General features: G+C 70.3%; 25 protein-coding genes and 1 tRNA gene. 13 read left to right on the top strand and 13 right to left on the bottom strand.

Features of this window, described 5'->3' with window-relative positions; all coding sequences use genetic code 11:
- Nucleotides 1-81: 81 nt before the first annotated feature.
- The gene (locus AA23TX_RS06675; protein ID WP_155541692.1) at nt 82-420 is read left to right on the top strand and encodes a winged helix-turn-helix transcriptional regulator; all 339 of its coding nucleotides are present in this window, start codon (nt 82-84) and stop codon (nt 418-420) included.
- Here the strand turns inward: AA23TX_RS06675 and AA23TX_RS06670 are convergent.
- Nucleotides 417-1601 carry a L,D-transpeptidase gene (locus AA23TX_RS06670; RefSeq protein ID WP_196425205.1) on the bottom strand — a complete coding sequence of 395 codons (1185 nt, stop codon included), beginning with the start codon at nt 1599-1601 and terminating at the stop codon, nt 417-419. The genes AA23TX_RS06675 and AA23TX_RS06670 overlap by 4 nt on opposite strands.
- Before the next feature lie 166 nt (nt 1602-1767).
- Here AA23TX_RS06670 and AA23TX_RS06665 point away from each other — a divergent pair.
- Nucleotides 1768-1840: transfer RNA gene (locus tag AA23TX_RS06665), tRNA-Lys, on the top strand.
- A gap of 703 nt (nt 1841-2543) precedes the next feature.
- Here AA23TX_RS06665 and AA23TX_RS49535 read toward each other — a convergent pair.
- The 4 genes from AA23TX_RS49535 to AA23TX_RS06640 are packed head-to-tail and all read right to left on the bottom strand — an operon-like array spanning nt 2544 to nt 5549.
- On the bottom strand, nt 2544-3128 hold the full coding sequence (locus AA23TX_RS49535) for a colicin E3/pyocin S6 family cytotoxin (RefSeq protein ID WP_230862376.1): 585 nt from the start codon (nt 3126-3128) through the stop codon (nt 2544-2546).
- A gap of 43 nt (nt 3129-3171) precedes the next feature.
- Nucleotides 3172-4119: a phosphotransferase family protein gene (locus tag AA23TX_RS06650; protein ID WP_155541691.1), complete on the bottom strand. Its 948-nt coding sequence runs from the start codon at nt 4117-4119 to the stop codon at nt 3172-3174.
- A 42-nt stretch (nt 4120-4161) separates the two neighbouring features.
- The gene (locus AA23TX_RS06645) at nt 4162-4785 is read right to left on the bottom strand and encodes an NADPH-dependent F420 reductase (RefSeq protein WP_155541690.1); all 624 of its coding nucleotides are present in this window, start codon (nt 4783-4785) and stop codon (nt 4162-4164) included.
- 29 nt (nt 4786-4814) lie between these two features.
- Complete coding sequence (locus tag AA23TX_RS06640; protein ID WP_155541689.1) at nt 4815-5549, bottom strand: SDR family NAD(P)-dependent oxidoreductase; 735 nt, start codon at nt 5547-5549, stop codon at nt 4815-4817.
- A 126-nt stretch (nt 5550-5675) separates the two neighbouring features.
- Here AA23TX_RS06640 and AA23TX_RS06635 point away from each other — a divergent pair, with 126 nt between their 5' ends.
- Nucleotides 5676-6263 carry a TetR/AcrR family transcriptional regulator gene (locus AA23TX_RS06635; protein WP_155541688.1) on the top strand — a complete coding sequence of 196 codons (588 nt, stop codon included), beginning with the start codon at nt 5676-5678 and terminating at the stop codon, nt 6261-6263.
- 15 nt (nt 6264-6278) lie between these two features.
- Here AA23TX_RS06635 and AA23TX_RS06630 read toward each other — a convergent pair whose 3' ends face one another.
- Entirely contained in the window at nt 6279-6878 is a 600-nt protein-coding gene (locus AA23TX_RS06630) for a TetR/AcrR family transcriptional regulator (RefSeq protein WP_155541687.1), read from the bottom strand.
- Between the two features lie 88 nt (nt 6879-6966).
- Here AA23TX_RS06630 and AA23TX_RS06625 point away from each other — a divergent pair, with 88 nt between their 5' ends.
- A complete protein-coding gene (locus tag AA23TX_RS06625) occupies nt 6967-8115 on the top strand; it encodes an epoxide hydrolase family protein (protein WP_155541686.1) in 1149 nt (382 codons plus the stop codon).
- A gap of 31 nt (nt 8116-8146) precedes the next feature.
- Here AA23TX_RS06625 and AA23TX_RS49970 read toward each other — a convergent pair whose 3' ends face one another.
- Genes AA23TX_RS49970 through AA23TX_RS06615 form a run of 3 tightly spaced genes read right to left on the bottom strand, consistent with a single transcriptional unit; the run spans nt 8147 to nt 9714 of the window.
- Entirely contained in the window at nt 8147-8593 is a 447-nt protein-coding gene (locus AA23TX_RS49970) for a Rossmann-fold NAD(P)-binding domain-containing protein (protein WP_230862375.1), read from the bottom strand.
- Nucleotides 8533-9081: an NAD(P)H-binding protein gene (locus AA23TX_RS49965; RefSeq protein ID WP_230862374.1), complete on the bottom strand. Its 549-nt coding sequence runs from the start codon at nt 9079-9081 to the stop codon at nt 8533-8535. Before AA23TX_RS49965 ends, AA23TX_RS49970 begins: the two co-directional genes overlap by 61 nt.
- Before the next feature lie 12 nt (nt 9082-9093).
- Nucleotides 9094-9714, bottom strand: coding sequence for an NADPH-dependent F420 reductase (locus AA23TX_RS06615; RefSeq protein WP_155541685.1), 621 nt, complete (start codon nt 9712-9714; stop codon nt 9094-9096).
- 138 nt (nt 9715-9852) lie between these two features.
- Here AA23TX_RS06615 and AA23TX_RS06610 point away from each other — a divergent pair, with 138 nt between their 5' ends.
- The 3 genes from AA23TX_RS06610 (at nt 9853) to AA23TX_RS06600 (ending at nt 11961) form a co-directional block, all read left to right on the top strand.
- Nucleotides 9853-10764, top strand: a complete 912-nt coding sequence (locus AA23TX_RS06610) for a LysR family transcriptional regulator (RefSeq protein ID WP_155541684.1) — start codon at nt 9853-9855, stop codon at nt 10762-10764.
- 102 nt (nt 10765-10866) lie between these two features.
- On the top strand, nt 10867-11286 hold the full coding sequence (locus AA23TX_RS06605) for a DUF6153 family protein (protein WP_155541683.1): 420 nt from the start codon (nt 10867-10869) through the stop codon (nt 11284-11286).
- Nucleotides 11287-11346: 60 nt separating this feature from the next.
- Nucleotides 11347-11961 carry a DUF305 domain-containing protein gene (locus AA23TX_RS06600; protein WP_155541682.1) on the top strand — a complete coding sequence of 205 codons (615 nt, stop codon included), beginning with the start codon at nt 11347-11349 and terminating at the stop codon, nt 11959-11961.
- Between the two features lie 41 nt (nt 11962-12002).
- On the opposite strand, the gene AA23TX_RS06595 is transcribed toward AA23TX_RS06600, so the two are convergent.
- Nucleotides 12003-12635 (bottom strand): TetR/AcrR family transcriptional regulator, encoded by a 633-nt coding sequence (locus tag AA23TX_RS06595; RefSeq protein ID WP_155541681.1) that lies wholly within the window; start codon nt 12633-12635, stop codon nt 12003-12005.
- Nucleotides 12636-12742: 107 nt separating this feature from the next.
- On the opposite strand from AA23TX_RS06595, the gene AA23TX_RS06590 reads away from it, so the two are divergent.
- From AA23TX_RS06590 to AA23TX_RS06575, 4 genes are read left to right on the top strand one after another with little or no spacing between them, the layout of a single operon-like run.
- Entirely contained in the window at nt 12743-13774 is a 1032-nt protein-coding gene (locus AA23TX_RS06590; protein WP_155541680.1) for a medium chain dehydrogenase/reductase family protein, read from the top strand.
- A gap of 8 nt (nt 13775-13782) precedes the next feature.
- Nucleotides 13783-14400: a TetR/AcrR family transcriptional regulator gene (locus AA23TX_RS06585; RefSeq protein ID WP_155541679.1), complete on the top strand. Its 618-nt coding sequence runs from the start codon at nt 13783-13785 to the stop codon at nt 14398-14400.
- Nucleotides 14401-14448: 48 nt separating this feature from the next.
- Nucleotides 14449-15045 (top strand): ABC transporter permease, encoded by a 597-nt coding sequence (locus AA23TX_RS06580; protein ID WP_155541678.1) that lies wholly within the window; start codon nt 14449-14451, stop codon nt 15043-15045.
- Between the two features lie 35 nt (nt 15046-15080).
- On the top strand, nt 15081-15611 hold the full coding sequence (locus AA23TX_RS06575; protein WP_155541677.1) for a nuclear transport factor 2 family protein: 531 nt from the start codon (nt 15081-15083) through the stop codon (nt 15609-15611).
- 51 nt (nt 15612-15662) lie between these two features.
- Here the strand turns inward: AA23TX_RS06575 and AA23TX_RS06570 are convergent, their stop codons facing one another.
- Nucleotides 15663-15992: a hypothetical protein gene (locus tag AA23TX_RS06570; RefSeq protein WP_155541676.1), complete on the bottom strand. Its 330-nt coding sequence runs from the start codon at nt 15990-15992 to the stop codon at nt 15663-15665.
- 39 nt (nt 15993-16031) lie between these two features.
- Nucleotides 16032-16406 (bottom strand): DUF1330 domain-containing protein, encoded by a 375-nt coding sequence (locus tag AA23TX_RS06565; RefSeq protein ID WP_155541675.1) that lies wholly within the window; start codon nt 16404-16406, stop codon nt 16032-16034.
- Nucleotides 16407-16485: 79 nt separating this feature from the next.
- Here AA23TX_RS06565 and AA23TX_RS06560 point away from each other — a divergent pair, with 79 nt between their 5' ends.
- Nucleotides 16486-17154: a TetR/AcrR family transcriptional regulator gene (locus AA23TX_RS06560; protein ID WP_230862373.1), complete on the top strand. Its 669-nt coding sequence runs from the start codon at nt 16486-16488 to the stop codon at nt 17152-17154.
- Here the strand turns inward: AA23TX_RS06560 and AA23TX_RS06555 are convergent.
- Entirely contained in the window at nt 17099-19843 is a 2745-nt protein-coding gene (locus tag AA23TX_RS06555) for an AAA family ATPase (protein ID WP_155541674.1), read from the bottom strand. The two genes, AA23TX_RS06560 and AA23TX_RS06555, sit on opposite strands and share 56 nt — an antisense overlap.
- Nucleotides 19844-19984: 141 nt before the next feature.
- Between AA23TX_RS06555 and AA23TX_RS06550 the strand changes: the two genes are divergently transcribed.
- Nucleotides 19985-20557 (top strand): VOC family protein, encoded by a 573-nt coding sequence (locus tag AA23TX_RS06550; RefSeq protein WP_155541673.1) that lies wholly within the window; start codon nt 19985-19987, stop codon nt 20555-20557.
- Nucleotides 20558-20598 lie beyond the last annotated feature (41 nt).

Below are 20598 nucleotides of genomic sequence, written 5' to 3'. Positions count from 1 at the left end.
GTAACCGGAACCATCGTGATCCACTCGACGCGCACCGGGCAATACGGCACTTTTCCGTGCCCCGGTTCCCAGGAGGTAACCATGGAGGACCCGTGCGAGGCCCGCGGAGTGCTCGGGATCGTCGGCGACAAGTGGGCGCTGCTGGTCGTGCGGATGCTCAAGGACGGGCCGCGGCGCTTCACCGAGCTCAAGCGCTCGATCGACGGCATCAGCCAGCGCATGCTCACGGTGACCCTGCGCGACCTCGAGCGTGACGGGATCCTGACCCGCACGGTCCACGCCGTCATGCCGCCGCACGTCAGCTACGAGCTGACGTCGATGGGCCGGACGCTGCGCGAAGCCACCGCGCCGCTGCTCGAGTGGAGCATCGAGCACCTCCCGCTCATCGCGGCGGCCCGCGCGGAGTACGACGACCGCTAGTTCGCGGCCGTCTTCCACTCGTCCCAGGACAGCTGCCAGACGCTCCAGCCGTCGGTCGGCTCGAGCTTCGGGCCACCGCTGTTCCGCACGGTGACGACGTCGCCCTTCCTGGACGTGTCCATCAGCCACTTCGTGTTCTCGGTGGACAGGTTGAGGCAGCCGTGGCTGACGTTGCTGTGGCCCTGCTGCCGCACCGACCACGGTGCGGAGTGGTAGAAGATGCCGCTGTAGGACAGGCGGATCGCGTACTGGACGAAGGTGCTGTAGCCGCCGGGAGCGTCCTCGGGGACGCCGTAGGTGGCGGAGTTCATCGTGTAGCCGGTGTGCTCGCTCATGACGGTGTAGGTGCCGGCCGGGGTGTTGTGGCCCGGCTTGCCCATGGAGGTCGGCATGGTCTTGACCTCCTTGTCGTTGATCGAGACGGTCATCTGGTGCGTCTGGCCGTCGGCGACCGCGACGAGCTTGTCGCCGATGGTGCCGGTGATCTTCTTGTCCTCGCGGCCGTAGCTGCCCTTGCCGAGCGCCTTGCCGTAGACGGCGGCGTCGACCGTGATCTTGGTGCCGCTCTTCCAGTAGTCCTTCGGCCGCCAGGTCACCTGCTTGTCGCCGGACCAGCGGAAGGCGCCCTCGGTGGCCGGCTCGGCGGTGACCTTCAGCGCCTTCTCGGCGGCGGCCTTGTCGGCGACGTTCCCGCTGAAGGTGAAGATCAGCGGCATTCCGACGCCGACGGTCTCGCCCTGGTCGAGGTTCACCGAGACGCCGAGCTGCCGCGCGGGCTTGACGGTGCTGAAGCTCGACTCGGCGCTGACGGGCTTGCCGTCGGAGCCGGTCGCGGTGGCGGTCAGCTTGTAGGCCTTGTTGTAGCCGAGCGGCTCGGCGGAGTCCCACCCCGAGCCGTCGGCGCGCGCCTTCCCGGCGACGACCTTGCCGTCGGCCCCGGTCAGCCGCACATCGCCGACCTTCCCGTCGGCAACGGCGACGCTCACGGGTTCGCCGGGCGCGACGTCCTTGGCATCCTTCGCAGGGCTCAACGTGAGCACGGCGGCCTTCAGCGCGGGCGTGGGCGCACTCGAGGACGGCGTCTCCTTCGGAGATTCACCCGAAGGACTACTGCTGCAGCCGGCCACCGTGATGCCGACCACCCCCGCGGCCACCAGCAGCCGCACCCCCACACGCGTCATGTCCACCTGCCTGTTTCGCCGTCGATGTCCGACTACAGTGTGCCCGACCAGCCCCGACACCGGGGCGGCAACGCCGGAACTCGCCAACGGGACCCCCCTGAAACAGGCCTCGGAACCGGGTGCTAATGTTTTCCACGTCGCCGAGGGAAACCTCCGGCAGACACCGGCGCCATTAGCTCAATTGGCAGAGCAGCTGGCTCTTAACCAGCGGGTTCGGGGTTCGAGTCCCTGATGGCGCACCCCCACCACCCCAGGTCTGATTCTCTTCGGCCTGGGGTTTTGTGGTATCCGGAACTTCCTCGTCCGCTTGCGCACAGTCCACTGTGGTCGTTCGGGAGCCCGAGAGTGTCGGCGAGCGGCTTTCGCGGGATCGCACCCGCCAACTTGCCGGCCGCATCGTCCAGGACTTCCTTCCCGACGTTCGGGTAAAGGTCCATCGTGACCTTGATCGACGAGTGCCGGAGCATGTGCTGGATCACCTTGATGCCGACCCCCGCCGCCAGCGCCAACGTCGCCTCGCCGTGACGAAGGCCATGCAAAGTGACCGAGGGCACCCGCAGCGACCACCGAAACCGGCAGCATCGACCGCCCAGCGGTGTGTCGCCGGCACCGGGCCTCTGATTGATGGTGGTGACTCGGCCCGTCCCGGGGCCAGCCGCCGGACGGCTGAGCGGTGAGCGCCACGGGTGCTGAACATGGGCATGGGTGCACGACCGATGTGCCGGGTTCCCCGCTGCACGGTGAGCGCTCTCCCCGCTCATCGGAGCGCGCGACGCGGCCGAGCAGCTCGCCGCTTTCATCGCCCGGGAAGGCTGGCAGTCCGAAGACGCCGAGCGCGTCCGGCGCCGGTCATCTCGCGGCTGCCCTCCTCGGTCGTCCCGGTGGTCGACGAATCAGCTCAAGCGGCTTCGAACAGTCCACTGTGGAGGCTCGCCCGCACCCTCATTGCCTGCCGTCGTCTCCTGCCTGACGCACCACTTGCCCGGGATAGTCCCGGAAGTAGCTGAGAAAATACTCGACGTCCGGCTCGAACCGGATTCCGTGCCTGTCCGCCAGCAGCTCCCGGCCCTCGGCGGAGATGGCGACGTCACCGCCCTGGTACTCGCCGGGATCGCCGCCGAGCAGACGCGCCAGCTCGTCCTCGCCGAGCCCGGCGAGATCCTGTTCGAACACCAGGCTTTCATCTCGGCCGTAACCGGTGACCGCCCACATCTGCTTCTCCACTCGCCTGGTCGGATCGCCGTCCTTCGTCTGTTCCCCGGTGTCGGGGTCGAGCTCGCCGAGATGGTTCCTGCCGTTCTTCGAGTACTTCTCGACAGCACCGTGCTGGGAGTCCCATTCAAGGATGCACCCCGAGAGCGGGTCGACCGTGAGGAACAACGCGGTGGCCGGGTCGTAGTAGCGCGACCGCAGGTGCACGAACCCGGTTTCCGCGTCGGTGTTCCGCCGATCTTCCTGGGCACCCTGTTCTCGCTGATGATCAGCAACCGCTCGCTCCTTGCGCACGAGACCGATCAACGCTTCCACGACATCGGCACCCTCGAGCGCCTGGCGCCGTTCGCGAATGAAGTCAGCGAACCTTCAAGACATCCCGGACGTCGGCGCGATCCAGCTGCGCCATGCACCAGGAAAAATGACCGTCAGAGCCGTCCGATGTGAAGGAGTTGCTGGTGGCTATCGCGTACGCGGCTTGATAAAGGATCAAGACCTCGATCGGATAGCCCAGTTCTTCCACGATCCGGGCGGTCAGCGCCTGCGTTGCCGCCGAGGCGTAGGGCCCGTACATGTCCATGATCATCGCCGTGACGGCGGCGTCGAACCGCGGGTCTCCGGCGGTCGAGATGAAGCCGAAGTCAAGCACCGCGGACGGGTCCCCGGCCTTGTCGACGAGGATGTTCTCACCGAAGAGGTCACCATGAATCAACGCGGAAGGGACCGGTTCCAGCCCTGGCAGCATCTCCAGGACGCGGGCGAACAACCGGTCGAATCCTTCGACTTCGCTGCTGATGAGACTCCCGAATCGGTCGACCCGGCGAACCAGCAGCGCGCTCAGCGCCTCCGTGAAGCTCCCGTCCGACCAGAACGGATCCTGCTCGCCCAGGACCGGAAGCGCTGTCATGGCGGCGGTCGCCGACACCTCCGCCAGCGCACGCAGGATTCCGATCACAGCCGTGGCCGATCGGTGGTCGATACCATCGGCAGTGGTGGACAGTCTTTCCCGCAGCGGCTTCCCGAACAGCTCTCGCTCGAAGGTCACGGCCGACGCGTCGATTTCTTCCACGCCGAGAATCACCGGGGTGTCGAACGGCAGACCACCTGCGGCGACATCGGCGTAGAACTTCTGCATCCGGACCAGCTCCGAGACACCACGACGGGCCCACACTTTCGCGACCGTTCCGTCACCGAGGCGGTAGATCGCGCCCTCGACGCCTGCGCCAAGAGGCTTCACGTCCGGGTATCCGTGCCGCCCGAAGTACTCCAGCCATTCGACCGTGTGTTCCTGCAGAAAGTCGGACAATTTACGAAGACCTCTCCGTTGACGCTTCGCCCGAGGCCGCGCTCAGGTGGAGAACTCGTTGACTCCCAAGGAGAAGTCTCCGTGGCCGATCCCGTTGCTCGCGAGGCCCACCGTCACGACGCCCATTCCTTCCAGCCAGTGCGCCATTTTCAGGCCGCCGACGTCCAGCGGTCGTAGCCCGAGGCTCCTGACGAACGCCGCCACGTCCGCCTTGGCCTGTGCGTCGTCGGCCGCCATGAAGACCGTGGGCCTGCCCTTCTCCAGGACGTTGCGGAAGATCGTGTTGAAAGCCTTCACCACCTTGGCGCCTGGCGGGGCGACCTTGGCGGCTTCCTGGGCGATCGACGTCTCCTCGCGGTGGGCCAGTCCGTCGAACGTCGCGTTGAAGGGGTTGCTGATGTCGATGATGACCTTGCCCGCGAGGGCGTCTCCGAACTCCGTGACGACCGGAACGACACCGTCGTACAACAGGGCCGTGATGACGATGTCCCCGGTCGGGACCGCGCCCCACTTGCCCGGCGTCGCGGCGCCGCCCAGAGACTTGGCCAGGTCGTCGGCCTTGGACTGGTCTCGCCCCATGACCTCGACCGTGTTGCCGCCCGCCACCGCGCGCGTGCCGATCGTGCGGGCCATGTTTCCCGTACCGATGAGGGTGATTGCGCTCATGTTCTCGTCCTGTCGTGAGGTTGCGTGGTTCAGAGTGCGGTGACGCCGCCGTCGGCGACCAGCTCCAGGCCGTTGACGTAGCCGGAGTCGTCGGAGGCGAGGAACAGCGCGACGGCGGCGATCTCCTCGGGGCGGCCCATCTTTCCCCGCGGGATCAGGGATTCGAACGCCGCCCGGGTTGCCTCGTCGAACAGTTCTTCCTGCTTGGCGGTGGAAACCTGGCCGGGGGTCAGGACGTTCACCCGGATCTTGCGGTCCTTCAGCTCGTTGAGCCACACGCGGGCCCAGGCCTGCTGCACGGCCTTGCTTCCCGCATACAGGCTCCAGCCGGGGAAACCCCCGAGTGAGGCGTTCGAGCCGGTCATGAAGACCGACGCGCCGTCGTTGAGCAGCGGCAAGGCCTTCTGCACGGTGAACAGGGTGCCGCGGGCGTTGAGCCCGAACGCGCGGTGGAACTGTTCCTCGGTGATCTCGCCGAGTGCGGCGGGTTCGCCCATCCCGGCGCTGGCCCACAGCACGTCGATCGAACCCTTTTCCCGCTTGACCGTGTCGTACAAGCGGTCCAGGTCGGCCAGTTCGGCCGCGTCGCCCTGGACGGCGGTGACATTGCGGCCGATCAGCCTGACGGCCTCGTCCAGCGCGTCCTGCCGCCGGGCCTGGATGAAGACGTGCGCCCCTTCCTCCACGAACAGCTTCGCGCCGGCCAGCGCCATGCCGGTCGATCCGCCGGTGATCACCGCGACCTTGCCGTCGAGCTTTCCCACGTTCGCTCCTTCGAGTCGCCAGTCGGCACGTTATGTGTACCGATCTGTTTGGTTAACGTAGCGGACGGTCGACTCGGGGGCAAGTTATGTACACCGGTCGGTACTCGACCCGGTTATGCTGGAGACATGACGGAGTTGGAGAAGGGGCCCCAAGGCCGCCGCCGGGGCCGGGGCGCGCGCGAGCGGATCCTCGGCGCGTCGCAGCAGCTGTTCCGCGACCAGGGCATCAACCGCACGGGCATGGACCAGCTCAGCGCGGCGGCCCAGGTCTCGAAGCACACGGTCTACCAGCACTTCGCCGGCAAGGACGAACTCGTCGCCGAATACCTGCGCCGGTTCGATCCCGACGTCATGCCCGAAGTGTTCGACCGCCCCGACCTCACACCCCGCGAACGGCTCCTCGCCGCCTTCGACATACCCGCGTCCACGCCCCTGTGCCCGTACATCGCGGCGGCCGTCGAACTCCACGACCCCCGGCACCCCGCATCCCAGTACGCACGGGACTACAAGAAAGCCATCGCCGCGCGGCTCGCCGACACCGCCCGCGAAGCCGGCGCCACCGACCCCGAACAGCTCGGCGAGCAACTGGCGCTGCTCATCGACGGCGCCTCGGCCCGCACCCGCGTCCTCGACAGCGCGTCCTTCCCCACCGCCGCCGCCATCGCCGCCGTCCTCATCGACAACGCCATTCCCGCTCCGACGGGAGACCGATGACGGGAAGGCGGCGAATCAGGACGGGTCGCCCACGAGAGCGAGCGCGCGCGTCTCGGGAACTCCCAGCATCAGCAAGCTCGTGATCGTCGCCGCTCGGGCGCCGGAGGTTCCGTTCGACAGTTCGCTGTCCGCGATGGCGAACACGACGCCGTAAGCAACCTGGCTCAGAACGCCCGCCGGCAGGTGCCGGGCGAACACACCGCTGTCCTGGCCCCGTTCCACGAGGTCGGCGAGGAGCTCGTCGACCGGCCCGAGCAGGCCGTGGATCGCCTCGCCGTACTCGCCACGGCGCAGTGCCAGCAGCACTCGGTACCGGTGCGCCACCGGCCAGAGGCGGGCGATGAATTCGACCCACGTCGCGTCCGCTTCCGCGGCGGAGGCGTTGGCTTCGGTGAGCACGGCTGTCATCTCGGCGACGGCCCGTTCCGTGAGTGTCCGGACCAGGTCGAGGCGCGAGGGGAAGTGCCCGTAGACGGTGCGGCGGACGACGCCGGCAGCGGCGGCGATGTCGCCCATTCCGGCGTCGGGGTTCTCTCCCAGCACATCGAGGGCGACGTCGAGGATGCGATCGCGTGTCTCGTTCATCGAGCGCGCACGGGAGGACTCGGTGGGCACGGCAGCATTCTTGCACACCGGTGTGCAATGAAGTAGGTTGCACACCAGTGTGCAACGAAAAGTTGCTTCGGAGCCCCTGGAGAAGACCATGACCGCCTCGGCCCTCCTCCGCCCGTTCACCGTCTCGATCCCGGATTCGGAGATCGACGACGTGAAGCAGCGACTGGCCAGAACGCGCTGGCCGGATCCGGAAACGGTGGACGACTGGTCGCAAGGGGTCCGCGTGGAGAACGCCCGATCTCTGGTCGGCTACTGGGAACGCGGCTACGACTGGCGGCGCTTCGAGTCCGAGCTCAATCGCTTCCCCCAGTTCCTGACCGAGATCGACGGGCTGGACATCCACTTCGTCCACGTCAGGTCCGGGAACCCCCACGCGATGCCGCTGCTCCTCACGCACGGGTGGCCGGGCTCGATCGTCGAGTTCCTGAAGCTGATCGGCCCGCTGACCGATCCGGTTTCGTTCGGCGGAGACGCCGCCGATTCGTTCGACGTCGTCATCCCGTCGCTGCCCGGGTTCGGGTTCTCCCAGAAGCCCACGGAGACCGGGTGGACGGTGTCGCGCATCGCCGGCGCGTGGGTGGAGCTGATGAAGCGTCTCGGCTACCCGAGATGGGCCGCGCAAGGCGGCGATTGGGGTGCCGTCGTCACCACCGCCCTCGGCGCCATGCAACCGGACGGGCTCCTCGGAATTCACCTGAACACCCAGTACGCTTTTCCCGCCCGGATACCCGAAACCTTGTCGCCCGAACAGCGCCACGCTGTGGAGACCCTCGCCCTCTACGCCGGCGATCTCGGTGGGTCGAACCACCTTCAGGGCACGAAGCCGGAGACTGTCGGGTTCGCTCTGGCGGACTCTCCCGCCGGTCAGGCGGCGTGGATCTACGAGAAGTTCCAGTCCAAGACCGACAACCAGGGGCTCGCCGAGGACGTCCTCGGCCTCGACGACATGCTCGACGCGATATCCCTTTACTGGTTCACCAACAGCGCGGCGTCGTCCGGCCGCATCTACTGGGAGAACAAATCGCTCACTTTCGCCGGCCCGAAGCTGACGCTTCCGGTCGCGGTGACCGTCTTCCCGGGGGACATCCCGCGCCTGCCGCGAAGCTGGATCGAAGACACCTACCGCAATCTGATCCACTACGGCGAGGCAAGCAAGGGCGGGCACTTCGCGGCCTTGGAACAACCCGAGATCTTGGTCAGCGAGATCCGCACCGGCCTGCGCCCGCTTCGTTCCTGACGCCCACACTCTCCGTGCGGTTGCCCCGTCCTCAGTTCGCGCGGAAGTAGTGGCCGTTGTCCAGACCGTCGAGCAGGCCGGGCTGGGTGGGTTCCCACCCGAGGGTCCGGCGGGTGATGAGGTTGGACGCCGGGTAGCTCTGCGTCACGATGTTCGCCAGGAACCCGAAGTAGCCCGGCACCATCAGGACGTCGGCGGGGATGCTCACGGCGGGCAGGCCGAGCCGGCTGCCGATGGCCTCGGCGATGGCGCGGAGCGGGATGGCGCCGTCCGCGACCGCGTGCCAGTAGCTGCCGGCCGGGCCCTTTTCCCAGGCCAGGCGGAACACCGAGGCGGCGTCGCGGACGTGCACGGCGTTCCACTGGTTGGCTCCTTCTCCGGGGTAGCCGACGACACCCTTCTCCTTCGCGAGCGCGATCAGCACCTGGAGGAAACCGGCTTGATCGGTCGTGCTGTGCGCGATGTTGGCGATGCGCACGATCGACGACCGCACTCCCCGCTCGGCCAGGCCGATGACGGTGGTCTCCACGATGTTGCGGGCCCGCAGGGTGCCCGCGTGCTCCTCGCCCGCGGGCAGGGCCGGTCCTGCTCGGTGGACGGCCGGCCCAGGTTGCCCGGCGAGCCGATGCTGCCGGCCGCGACCAGCGGCTTGCCGGTGCCCGCGAGCGCTTCGCCGTAGGCGAGCATGATCGGGACCTCCGCGGCGGCCACGGCGTCGATTCCGCCGGTGGGGAGCAGGTCTTGCCGGTGCGCGACGTGGATGACGCCGTCGGAGTCCGCGGCTGCCTCCTTGAGCCCGTCGAGATCCTCGAGGCTGCCGCGACGCACCGTCGCGCCGAGCGCGGACAGCGCGGTCGCGGCCGGGTCCGAGCGGGCCAAGCCGGTGACCTCGTGCCCGGCGGCGATGAGCTCGGGGATGATGTGGGAACCGAGATGGCCGGTCCCGCCGGTGACGAAAACTCGCACGATGTTTCCCGCTCAATCCTTGATGGTGACGCCGAGGCTGATGTCGAACCCCGCGCCGTGGTTCGCCAGGCCCATCAGCAGCGGACCCACCGCCTCCAGCCACCGCGCCGCCGCGAGATCGCCGGCATCCAGCGGACGCAGCCCGAGGCTCTCGATGAAGGCCGACACACGTGTCTTGGCGTCCATGTCGTCGCCGGCGATGAGCACGTCCAACCGGCCGCCCTGGGCCAGAACGTGGCCGAAGACGGTGTTGAACGCCTTCACGACGTGCGCGCTCGCCGGAAGGGTCTTGGCGATCTCCTGTGCACCGGAGGTGCCGGCGGGGGTGACGACCCCGGTGGCGTCGGCGTTGAAGGTGTTGGAGATGTCGATGACGATCTTGCCGGCCAGCGCGTCGCCGAACTGGGCGAGGACCTGCGCGGCGCTGGAATAAGGCACTGCGGAGACCACGATGTCGCCGGCCGGGGCGGCGCCGAACGTTCCGGCCGTCGCGCTGCCGCCCAGCTCGGCGGCCAGGTCCTTGGCCTTGGCCGCGTCGCGGCCGATGACCTCGACGGTGTGGCCGCCCTCGACCGCGCGGGTGGCGATGGCGCGGGCCATGCCCCCGAGGCCGATGATGCTGATGGTGCTCATGGTGTGCTGCTTTCTGGAGTCGGAAGTGTCTGCGGGGCGCCCGACATCCATGGTTGCCGCCGGTCCGAGTTGATGTCCAAGACCTCTTTCGGCCGCGGCGATACCCTGGTGGCATCGCCGGACCCGGGGAGGCCCTTGATGGATCTGGACCTGCGCAAGCTGCGCTACTTCGTCGCGGTGGCCGGCACGCTGCACTTCGGCCGCGCCGCCGAACAGCTGCACATCGCGCAGCCGGTGCTGAGCCGGCAGATCCGCGCGCTCGAACAGGATCTCGGCACGGCGCTGTTCACCAGGGACAGCCACGGGGTGACGCTGACCGGCGCCGGCGCGCAACTGCTGACCGACGCCGCCCCGTTGCTGGCCTCCGCCGACGCGGCCCGCCGCCGGGTGACCGCGGCCGCGCGGGGCGACCAGCGGATGATGGTCGGCTTCCGGGCGGGCATCGCGGTCGCCCCGGCGATCCAGCAGTTCGCCGTCCGGCACCCGGATGTGCGGGTCGACGTGCAACGCATCGAGGCCGACGAGCAAGCCGCGATGCTGCTCGACGGCCGCCTCGACGTCGGCTATGTGCGGCTGCCCATCGACGAGACCGGCCTGCGGGTCGTTCCGCTCTACACCGAGCCGCGGGTGGCGGTCCTGCCCGCCGGGCATCGCCTGGCCGGCAAGGAAGAAGTCACCGAGGCCGACCTGGCCGGCGAGCCGCTGCTCTGGCACGCCGACGCGAGCACGCAGCCCACCCGGCGCCCGCACCTCAACGCCGGATACCTGGTTCGCGGCGTGGACGAAACGCTCGAGCACGTCGCCTCCGGCCGGGGCATCTCGTTCCTGGCGCGCTCGGCGACCGTTTTCTACACGCATCCGGAGGTCGTCTACGTGCCCGTCCCGGATCTGGCGCCGGACCAGGTGTGCCTCGCCGTGGCGGCCGCACATCTCACCCCGGTGGTCGACGACTTCGTCGCCGCGGCTCAGGCGGCGGCCGAGATCACCGCGGAATGCGGCAATTACGAAATGTGGCAGCTCGGCGGCGATGCCACGGCGAAGCATCGCTGAGCGGTAGCTCGAACCGGCTCGCGTTTCTGTCCGTGTAGCAAGCAAATCCCCGGCAGGACCGCTGGACGGCGCGGCCCCGACTTCGATTGCTACGGTGAAACAGTGACGGCGACCCGGCTCGGCAAGGTGCAGCAGGTCATCCTGCTGTGCGCCGTCGCCATGGGCGTCATCGCGATGCACCACGTGAGCCTGTCCCACCGCATGGGCGACGCGGCATCGACCGCCGTCGCGCACGTCGCACCCGGCTTCGAGCCGGACATGACCGGCTCCGCCCCGGACGGGGCATCCGGTGAGCACCATCCGGGCATGCCGAACGGCCTGCACGACCTGCTCCACCTCTGCCTGGCCGTGCTGTTCGCGGCCGGGGCTCTCCTGCTCGCGCTGGTCGGGTTCCTGGGGATTTCGTGGCTGACCACGACCTTCCCCCGTTTCGCCGGCCTTCGCGGCTCGCCACGCCGCGGACGTCCACCCGACCGAGGCGGCCGCGAAATCCTGACGTCCCTCTGCGTCTTGCGCACGTGATCGACCCGGCCCCTTAACGGTCCGTCGAATTCACCCACGCACCACAGAGAAGGATTTGTCATGCGCAAAACCGTCATCATCGGCGGCATCGCCGTCGTCTCCGCCCTGCTCCTCGGCGCCTGCAGCGGCAACGACTCCATGTCCGGAATGGACCACGGCCCGTCGGCGCCGTCTTCCTCCGCGCCGGCGGCCGCCGACCACAACGCCGACGACGTGACCTTCGCCCAGCAGATGGTCCCGCACCACAGCCAGGCGCTGGACATGGCGAAGCTGGTCCCGTCGCGGAGCACCGACCCGAAGGTGGTCGACCTCGCGAGCCGCATCGCGAAGGCGCAGGACCCGGAAATCCAGCAGATGCAGAGCTGGCTGACCAGCTGGGGCGCGGGCATGTCGGGCATGCCCGGCATGACCCACGAGTCGATGCCGGGGATGAGCGGATCGATGCCTGGGATGATGTCCGAAGAGGACATGAAGAAGCTCGAAGCCGCCAAGGGCGCGGAGTTCGACAAGATGTGGCTGGACATGATGATCAAGCACCACCAGGGCGCGGTCGACATGGCCGAGACCGAGCTCTCGAAGGGCAGCAACGCCGACGCGAAGGCGCTGGCCCAGAAGATCATCGACGCCCAGCAGGCGGAGATCACCGAGATGCGGGGATTGCTCACCCAGAGCTGATCATGGGCTCGCCGGGGCGGTGTGTCGCCGCCCCGGCGACCTCAGGTGCGTAGATGAGCGAGCGCGGTGATGATCCGTTCGGCGATGTCCGGCGGCCACGGAAACGCGACGGTCGCCGCGCGCTGGTGAGCGAGACCGTGGATCCCCAGCCACAACGCGATCGCGTCGGCCGAGGGGTCGGTGCTCGTCGCCTCTCCCGCCGCCACGCAGTCGGCCAGCGCGCCGGTGATCAGTTCCAGGCACCCCTGGCCCAGTGCGAGCATGTCGCTTTCGGTCAGTGATCCCTGGGCGAGGTCGGGCATCCACAGGCCACCGAACATGGTCCGGTAGCGGCCCGGGCGGTGCTGTGCGAAGCCGAGATAGGCGTTGCACACCGCGAACAGCCGGGGCCGGGGGTCTTTCGCCGTGTCGAGCGCGGCCCGCAATCGCGCTTCCAGCTCGTCGAACGCCTGCTGGACGACGGCCAGCATGATGGCAGGCTGGTCCGGGAAGTGCCGGTAGATCGACGGGGCCGCGATCCCGACGCGGCGGGCGACGGACCGCAGCGTGACGGCGCTTTCGTCGCCGGTCTCGTCGAGCAGTTCGACCGCCGCGTCGACGATGTCCTCACGCAGGCGGCCGCCTTCTCCGCGCCGGTTGCGGGTGCGCGTGGCGGCGCTCGGGGTGTCGGCCATGGGCGTCACCTTACACCTGAAAACTTATCGGCGTTAGCTCTTGCGCGCACCAGAGTTACGGCCGTAAGGTTACGACCGTAATCAGCCCAGCCGAAACGGAGCCAGCCATGATCGACACCATCACCGCCACCACGATCGTCCTGCCGGGCAAGGTCGGGACGGACGGTCTGCAGGTCGGCACCACCGCCCTCGCGGCCCCCGCCGCCGGCCAGGTCATCCTGGAAATGGAGGCGACCGGCGTCTCCTTCGCCGAACAGCAGATGCGCCGCGGCAAGTACTACGACCAGCCCCCGTTCCCCTTCGTCCCCGGCTACGACGTGGTCGGCACGGTGACCGCCACCGGCCCGGACGTCGACCGGGCCATGATCGGCCGCCGGTTCGCCGCGGTCACCAAGATCGGCGGCTGGGCCAGCTCCCTGCTCGTCGACGCCGCGGACCTGGTGCCCGTGCCCGACGGCGTCGACGCCGCCGCGGCCGAGACCGTGCTGGTCAACGGCATCACCGCCTGGCAGATGCTGCACCGCACGGCCAAGGTGCGGGCCGGCTCGACGATCGTCGTGCTGGGCGCCAACGGCGGCGTCGGCTCCACGCTCGTGCAGCTGGCCCGCCACGCCGGCATCAAGGTCATCGGCACCGCCTCGACCCGCCACCACGACGCCGTGCGCGCCTGGGGCGCCACCCCGGTCGACTACCGCGACCCGAAGATGTACGAGCGCATCCGCGAGCTCGCGCCGGACGGCGTGGACGCGGTGTTCGACCACGTCGGCGGCGCCGGGCTGACCGAGTCGTGGCGGCTGCTGCGTCGCGGCGGAACCCTGGTGTCCTACGGAACCGCGGCCACCAAGGACGACGAGGGCAGCTCCCGCCTGCCGGTGCTGAAGTCGTTCGGCCGGCTGCTCGCATGGAACTTCCTGCCCAACGGCAAGGGCGCGCACTTCTACAACTTCTGGGCCGGTCGCCGCCGCCTCGCCACCTTCCGCACCCGGCTCGCCGACGACCTCACGCAGGTGCTGCGGCTCCTCGCCGACGGCGTCCTGGTCCCGCAGATCGCCGCACGGTTCCCGCTGGCCGACGCCGGTGCGGCGCTGGCGCTCGCCGAGTCGCGCACGGTCGCCGGCAAAGTCGTCATCGTCCCGTAAGCGCGGCCATGACGACCCGCACGCCGAACCCCCGCGGGCACGGCGGCCGGCTCCGCGCCGAGATCCTCGCCGCGGCAACCGCCCTGCTCGACGCCGGCGGTGACGAACGAGCCGTCACGCTCCGCGCCGTCGCCCGCCGGGCCGGCGTCGCGACTCCCTCGATCTACCACCACTTCCGCGGCCCGCAGGCGATCATGCTCGCCCTCGTGCGGGAGGCCTTCGCCGAGCTCACCGCCCGGCTGCGGGCCGCCGCCGACGAGACCGGACCCGGCCCACGGCGGCAGCTGCTCGCCATCTGCCAGGCCTACGTCACCTTCGCCCACGACCACCCCGAGCGGTACCGCACGATGTTCGGCGGGCTCTGGAACCCGGTCGTCACCGGCGGCGAAGTCACCGCCGAAGACCTGTCCGGTCTCGGCGCGGACGCCATGGCCGTGGTGGTGGACGGCCTGACCGCCTGCGTCGCGACCGGCGACTGCACCAGCACCGACCCGGCCGCCGACGCGATCGCGCTGTGGCTGGGCCTGCACGGGCTCGCCCACCAGCGCGCCACCGCCCGGATCTTCCCGTGGCCCGCCGACCTCACCCGGCGGCTCGTCGTCCCGCTGGCCCACCTCGTCGACTGAGCAAGCCGGCTTCGCCTCGCGCACCCACCTGTCTCGGAGGTATCAGCCATGACCACCGCCGTCCTCACCGCCCCGGCCCCCGCCACCGCTCCCGACCGCCGGATCGGCGTCGTCGACAGCCGTGCCGCCTACCTCAGCTTCGGCCTCGCGTACGTGCTCGGGCACGGCGCTTCCGCCCTCGACCGAAGCGGCGCCGGCCTGCCCTCCTGGCTGCCGACGACGGTGCTCGCCCTCGGCCTCGCCGCCGGCACCTTGTTCAGCGTCCTCGCCGTCGCTCGTTCCCGACGCGGCGCCGGAAAGCCCGAGCTCCTCGCCGGCAAGCTGCTCGGCCTTTCCTGGGCCGGCGGGTTCGCCGCGTTGTTCCTCGCCATCACCGCGTTGACGTCCACTTCGGGCAATCCGGAGCTGGCGACCGTGCTGTGGCCGGCCGGTTCCGGGCTCGTCGTCGGCCTGCTGTACCTGGGCGAAGGGGCCGTGCGCCGCAACGTGCTGCACTACTGCCTCGGCACGTGGCTCGCCCTGGTCTCCGCGGCCGCGCTCTTCTTCGGCACTCCGGGCGTGTTCTGGGTTCTCGCCGTCGCCGGCGGTGGCGGCTACGCCGTCGCGGCCCACTTCGAACGCGGCCGCCTCGCCGGCCTCCGTTGATCCCCCCATCCTCCCACCGAGAAAGGTCCCTTCCGATGAACCGCTCCCTGCGCCTCGCCGTCCCCGCCCTCACGCTCGCCCTCGCCGCCACCACGGCGGGCACGATCGCCCACGCACAACCGGAGACTACAGTCCACATCGGACAATCGACCGGCAGCCGAACATCGGTCCCCCGCGTCGCCCGGGACTGGATCGCCGGCTGGAACTCGCCGAACCCCGACCGGCTGGCCCGGCTCTTCACGACCGACGCGACCTACACCGACAACGCCGTCGGCGTCGTCTGGCACGGGCGGACCGGGGTCGCGGACTGGAAACGCCGCACCGACCAGTTCATCCCCGGCGTCCAGCTGCGCCTGGTCAACGCCTTCCGCGACGGCGACGACGTCGCGATCCAGGCGGTCTACTCCGGACAGATCACCGGCGCTCCCCGGCCGTTCTCGGTCCCGGCGACGGCCATCCTGAAGCTGCGCCACAGCCTGATCGCCACCGACACGGACTACTACAACCTCGCCGCGGTCCTGGCCCAGTCCGGCCTTCCCGCGGACTGGACTCCGCCGGGTTCCTGAGGGAGAACCTCGTGGCCCCGCTCGCGACGGCGAGCGGGGCCCAGGCCGACGTCACGGAAGGGCCACCACGCAGCGACAGGACCCGGCCACGTGACTGATCCGGATCCGGTCGGCCGTCGTGAACGCCGCCTGGCCGGCCGCGCCGAAGTCCACCTCGATGCTTTCGGGGCCGGCTCCCGTCACCGTGCCGCGGCGGACGGCCGACCATCCGGTCGCCGGGTCCGGCTCGTCGAACACGAGCACCCGGTCACCGGTGGCGAAGTGGTGCCAGCGGCCGCCGCCGGGGATTTCCCTTGTGCGAGGGGCCATGGGGAGTTCTGCCGCTTCCGGGGTGAGCCGTGCCCGCGGGTACAGCGCGGCGGCCGGGGATGGAGGGAGCATTCTCGTTCCTGGGTCCGGGCAACGATGCGGAGGACGACGTCAGGCCGGCAAGGCGACCGGCGTGGTCGGCTGCAGGACCGACTCCACCAACGCCTCACTGCGGAAATGGGACACCGCCTGGTATTCCGGGTCACCGATCATGTCGGCGAACGCCTGCCGGCTCGGGTAGCGGACCAAGACCACCATGTCCCAAGCCTGGCCGTCCTCGGCGACCAGGGCGCGCCCGGCGTCGCCGAGGTACTCCACCCGCACGCCGTATCGCGCGTTGACCGCCGGGCCGAGTGCCTCGGCGTAGCGCTGGTAGCTCTCGCGACCACCGTCCGGGCGGAACCGCAGCAGGTTCAGCATCACCACGGGACCGCCCGGATCCTCGGTCAGCAAGGCATCCACCGCGTGCTCGTCAATCTCGATCATCGAAATCCTCCGTTCGCGCAACACGGCCAGACTGACACACTTGTTGGTCGGCTGGCAAGTATGTTGTAGGATCCTCCCCATGACCACTACCCGTCGCACCCAGCAGGAGCGCCGCGACCAGGCCGAAGCCGCGTTGCTGGGCGCCGCCGCCGAACTCGTCGTCGAACAGGGCGTCCGCTCGCTGACGCTGGCGCGCGTCGGTGAACGCGCCGGGTACAGCCGTGGCCTGGTCACTCATCACTTCGGGTCGAAGCAGGTACTCCTCGAACGCCTGGCGCGCGCGACGCAGACCGGATTCGTGCCCGGCCTCGGTGACCTGTCACCCGGTCTGGACCGTCTCCTGCGGCTGATCGAGGGGTACGTCGGAGCGCTCGGCGGGGTGGGCGTGCTGAACCGGGCGTTCCTGCTGCTGTGGGCCGAGGCGGCCACCGCGTCGGAACTGGCCCCGATCTTCCGCGAGCGGGACGAGGCGTTTCGCGCCGACCTGCGCGAAGACGTCACCGCGGGGATCGACGACGGCACCATCCGGCCCGACGTCGAAGCCGGCGAGGTCGCGGTCGCCGTCGTCGGGCAACTCCGCGGGATCGGGCTGCAACGACTTCTCGACGCGGAAGCCGTCGACACAGAACGGTTGCGGCACTCGGTCACCGAGTACTGGCGTCGGACGCTGGCCTTGCACGTCGACGACGGCGTTACGGCGCAGCCACCACGTCGACCGCAGCGTCGCGCAGCTGACGCCGCGAGCTGATCCCGAGCTTGCCGAAGACCTTCCGCAGATGCCATTCCACGGTGCGCGGACTGAGGAAGAGCCTGGTGCCGATTTCCGGATTGGACAGTCCTTCGCGAGCGAGCCGCACGATCTGGAACTCCTGGGCCGTCAGCTCCTCGGCGGTCCCGGTGGTGCGTTTGCGCGCGGTCTCCCCCGTGGCCAGCAGCTCACGGCGAGCGCGGTCGGCGAAGGCTTCGAGCCCCATCGCGGAGGTCATCGCGTGGGCGGTGCGCAGGTGCTTCCGGGCGTCGGTCCGGCGGCCCTCGCGCCGGAGCCATTCGCCGAACAGCAAGTGGCCACGGGCCAGGTCGATCCGCAGCGGCGTCCCGGTGAGCAGGGCGATCGATTCGGCGTAGCACTCGCCGGGGCGGTCGCCGGCCAACGCTCGGAGCCGGGCTTCGAGCGCCCGGGTCCAGGCGGTCGGGGTCGCTGTCCGAGCCCGTTCGGACATCCGGTTCAGCGCGGCGGCGACGAGGTCGTCGTCCCCGGTGCGCGACGCGGCCTCCGCCAATTCGGCCGTCGCCAAGGCCTGGTGGCCGACGGTGTCGTGCTCGAACACCCGCCGGGCCGCGTCCCGGGCGACGTCGTGGCGGCCGAGTCCGTTGGCGAGCACCGCGTTCGCGTAGCCGGCGAACCGCACGACCCGGCCCTGGCCCCGCTCGGCCGCCTGCGCCGCCGCGGTCGCGATCTCCGCGGTGGCAACGGCTTCCCGGCCGCGCAGCGCGGCGAGCAGGATCGCGCTGTACCCGACCGGACGGCCCCCGGTGACGTCGGCGAGCAGGCGGTCCTCTTCGACGAGCGCCTGTGCCGCGGTCAGCTCGCCGGCCAGCAGCTCGTGGTTGGCGAGGAAGTTGAGCGCGAACTGCAGCTGGACGAGCGCACCGGTCTCGCGCGCCAGCCGGACCTGACGCTCGGCGAACGCGCGGCCGGCCGCGTGGTCCAGCATCTCGGTCGCCAGGGTTCCGCCGGCCCGGTTGCCCAGCAGCCACAGCACGCGCTCGGTGTTCTCGCCGCCGGTGTCCAGTGTCCGGACGGCCTCCGTCGCCTGGGTCATCAAAGGGGCCGCGGCCGCGTAGCCGTCGGTGAGCCGGGTGGCGAGAGCGTCGAGCACGAGATCGACGGCGGTCGGTGGCACCTGGGCCGCCGGCGCCGCCCGCGTTCGCCGCGCCGCCTCGACGACGTCGCTCTCGGCCCACACGGCGGCACCGAGCGCTTCCAAGTACGTTTCGCGGGCATCGCCGCCCTCGAGGGATCCGGCGGCGTGCAGGAGCAGCTCCACGGCGTCGCCGCCGCGCCGCTGGTCGAACGCGATCTGTCCGCGCAGCCGTTCGATCTCGGCGTCCCGCGCGGGATCCGGTGGCCCGGCCTCGGCCGCGCCCAGCAAGCCCAGTGCCGCTCCGAGCGCGCCCGCGCCGCGTTTCGCCCGGGCCGCCGCGAGCTCCCGCCGGGCGCGCAGCGCCGGATCGGGGGTGAGCGTGGCCGCTTGTTCGAGCAGCGCCGCGGCGGCGGCGAGTCCCCCTCGCGCCTGGGCGCGGCCGGCCGAGCGCTCCAGTTCGGCCGCGACGTCTTCGTCCGGGGTGACGGTCGCCTGGGCGCGGTGCCAGGCGCGCCGGTCCGGGTCGACGCCCGCGTCGGTGACCGCCGCGAGCACCCGGTGCACTTCCTGCCGCTCCCGCGCCGACGCGGACCGGTAGACGGCCGAGCGCACGAGCGGGTGCCGGAACCGGATCCGCGACCCGAACTCGATCAGCCCGGTCGTCTCGGCGGCGGCCGCCGGGTCGGCGCCCAGTCCGAGCTCACCGGCCGCGCGCCAGAGCAGGGTCGCGTCCCCCAGTGGCTCCGCGGCCGCGGCCAGCAGCAGCTTCCGGGTGTCGGGTGGCAGCGGATCCAGCTGCTGCAGGAAGCAGCGCTCGAGGCGCTCGGCCAGCGCGTCGCCATCCGGGCTGAGAAGCCCGTCGGCCCGCTCGGCGGCCGTCCAGAACCGGGGCAGCTCGACCAGGGCGAGCGCGTTGCCGTGCGTTTCGGCGATGATCCGGTCGCGCACCCGCGGGTCGAGCGGGCCCTTGATGACCGACTCGAGCAGGGCGTGGGCCTCCGCTTCGCCGAGGCCGCGGACCACGAGGTCCGGCAGGCCGGCCAGGTCGAGGTCGCCGGCCGGTTCGCGCACCGCGATCAGCAGCGCGATCGGCTCGGCCAGCAGCCGCCGCCCGACGAAGGCGAGGGTCTGCGCCGACGCCCGGTCGAGCCACTGCGCGTCGTCGACCAGGCACAGCAGGGGCCGGTCCTCGGCGACTTCGCCGAGCAGGGTCAGCACCGCCAGCCCGACGAGGAACCGGTCCGGCGGGGTGCCCGAGGTCAAGCCGAACGCCGTGCCGAGCGCGGTCCGCTGCGGCGCCGGCAGGTGCTCGAGCCGATCCAGGAAGGGGGCGCAAAGCTGCTGCAGTCCGGCGTAGGGCAGCTCGCGCTCGGACTCGACGCCGGCCGTCCGCGCGACCCGGCAGCCCGCCGCTCGCGCCGCGACGTGGTCCAGCAGCGCGGTCTTGCCGATCCCGGCCTCGCCGCGCAGCACCAGCACCCGGCTCCGCCCCGCCCGCGCCGCGGCGAGCACGTCATCGAGCAGGGCGAGCTCGTCGCCGCGGCCGACCAGCCGCGGCTCTTGACCGGACATGACCCGGAACCCTAGCGCGCTCCCCGGGGCCCGGGCCCGTGCCGGACCAGGGTGTCTCCCTGGGGCCAACGGGCCCCGTGCCGGGCGACAGTGGTTTCAGACGGCACCGGGCCGTCTGCCTCCACCGAAGGAGCTCCGATCATGGACATGAAACTCGAAGTCGTCGTCCTGCCCGTCACCGACGTCGACCGGACCAAGCACTTCTACAAGGCCCTCGGCTGGCGCGAAGACGCCGACATCGTCTTCGGCGACACCCGGGTCGTGCAGCTGACCCCGCCGGGATCGGCGGCGTCGGTCCAGTTCGGCAGCGGGATCACCGACGCCGCCCCGGGTTCGGTCCGCGGGACTTACCTCGTCGTCGACGACATCGAGGCGGCCCGCAAAGAGCTCGCCGCCCACGGCGCCGACGTCAGCGAGGTCTTCCACCGCGACGCGACCGGCGCGTTCGCCCCGGGCATCCACCCCGACCGCGGCACCTACTCCTCGTTCGCGTCGTTCAGCGACCCGGACGGCAACACCTGGCTGCTGCAGGAGATCACGACCCGCCTTCCCGGGCGCGTCGACGGCGTGACCTACAGCTCGACGCAGAAGCTCGAGCAGGGGCTGCGCGAGGCAGCGGCCGCGCACGGCGAGCACGAGAAGGAAACCGGGAAGTACGACGAGGAATGGCCGAACTGGTACGCCCAGTACATGGCGCAGCACCAGGACGCCTGAGCCCATCCGGCGGTGCGCGGGGCGACCCGTGCACCGGATCC

This window comes from Amycolatopsis camponoti, assembly GCF_902497555.1.
Taxonomy (GTDB): domain Bacteria; phylum Actinomycetota; class Actinomycetes; order Mycobacteriales; family Pseudonocardiaceae; genus Amycolatopsis; species Amycolatopsis camponoti.
This window is presented reverse-complemented; position numbering and strand designations above follow the sequence as displayed.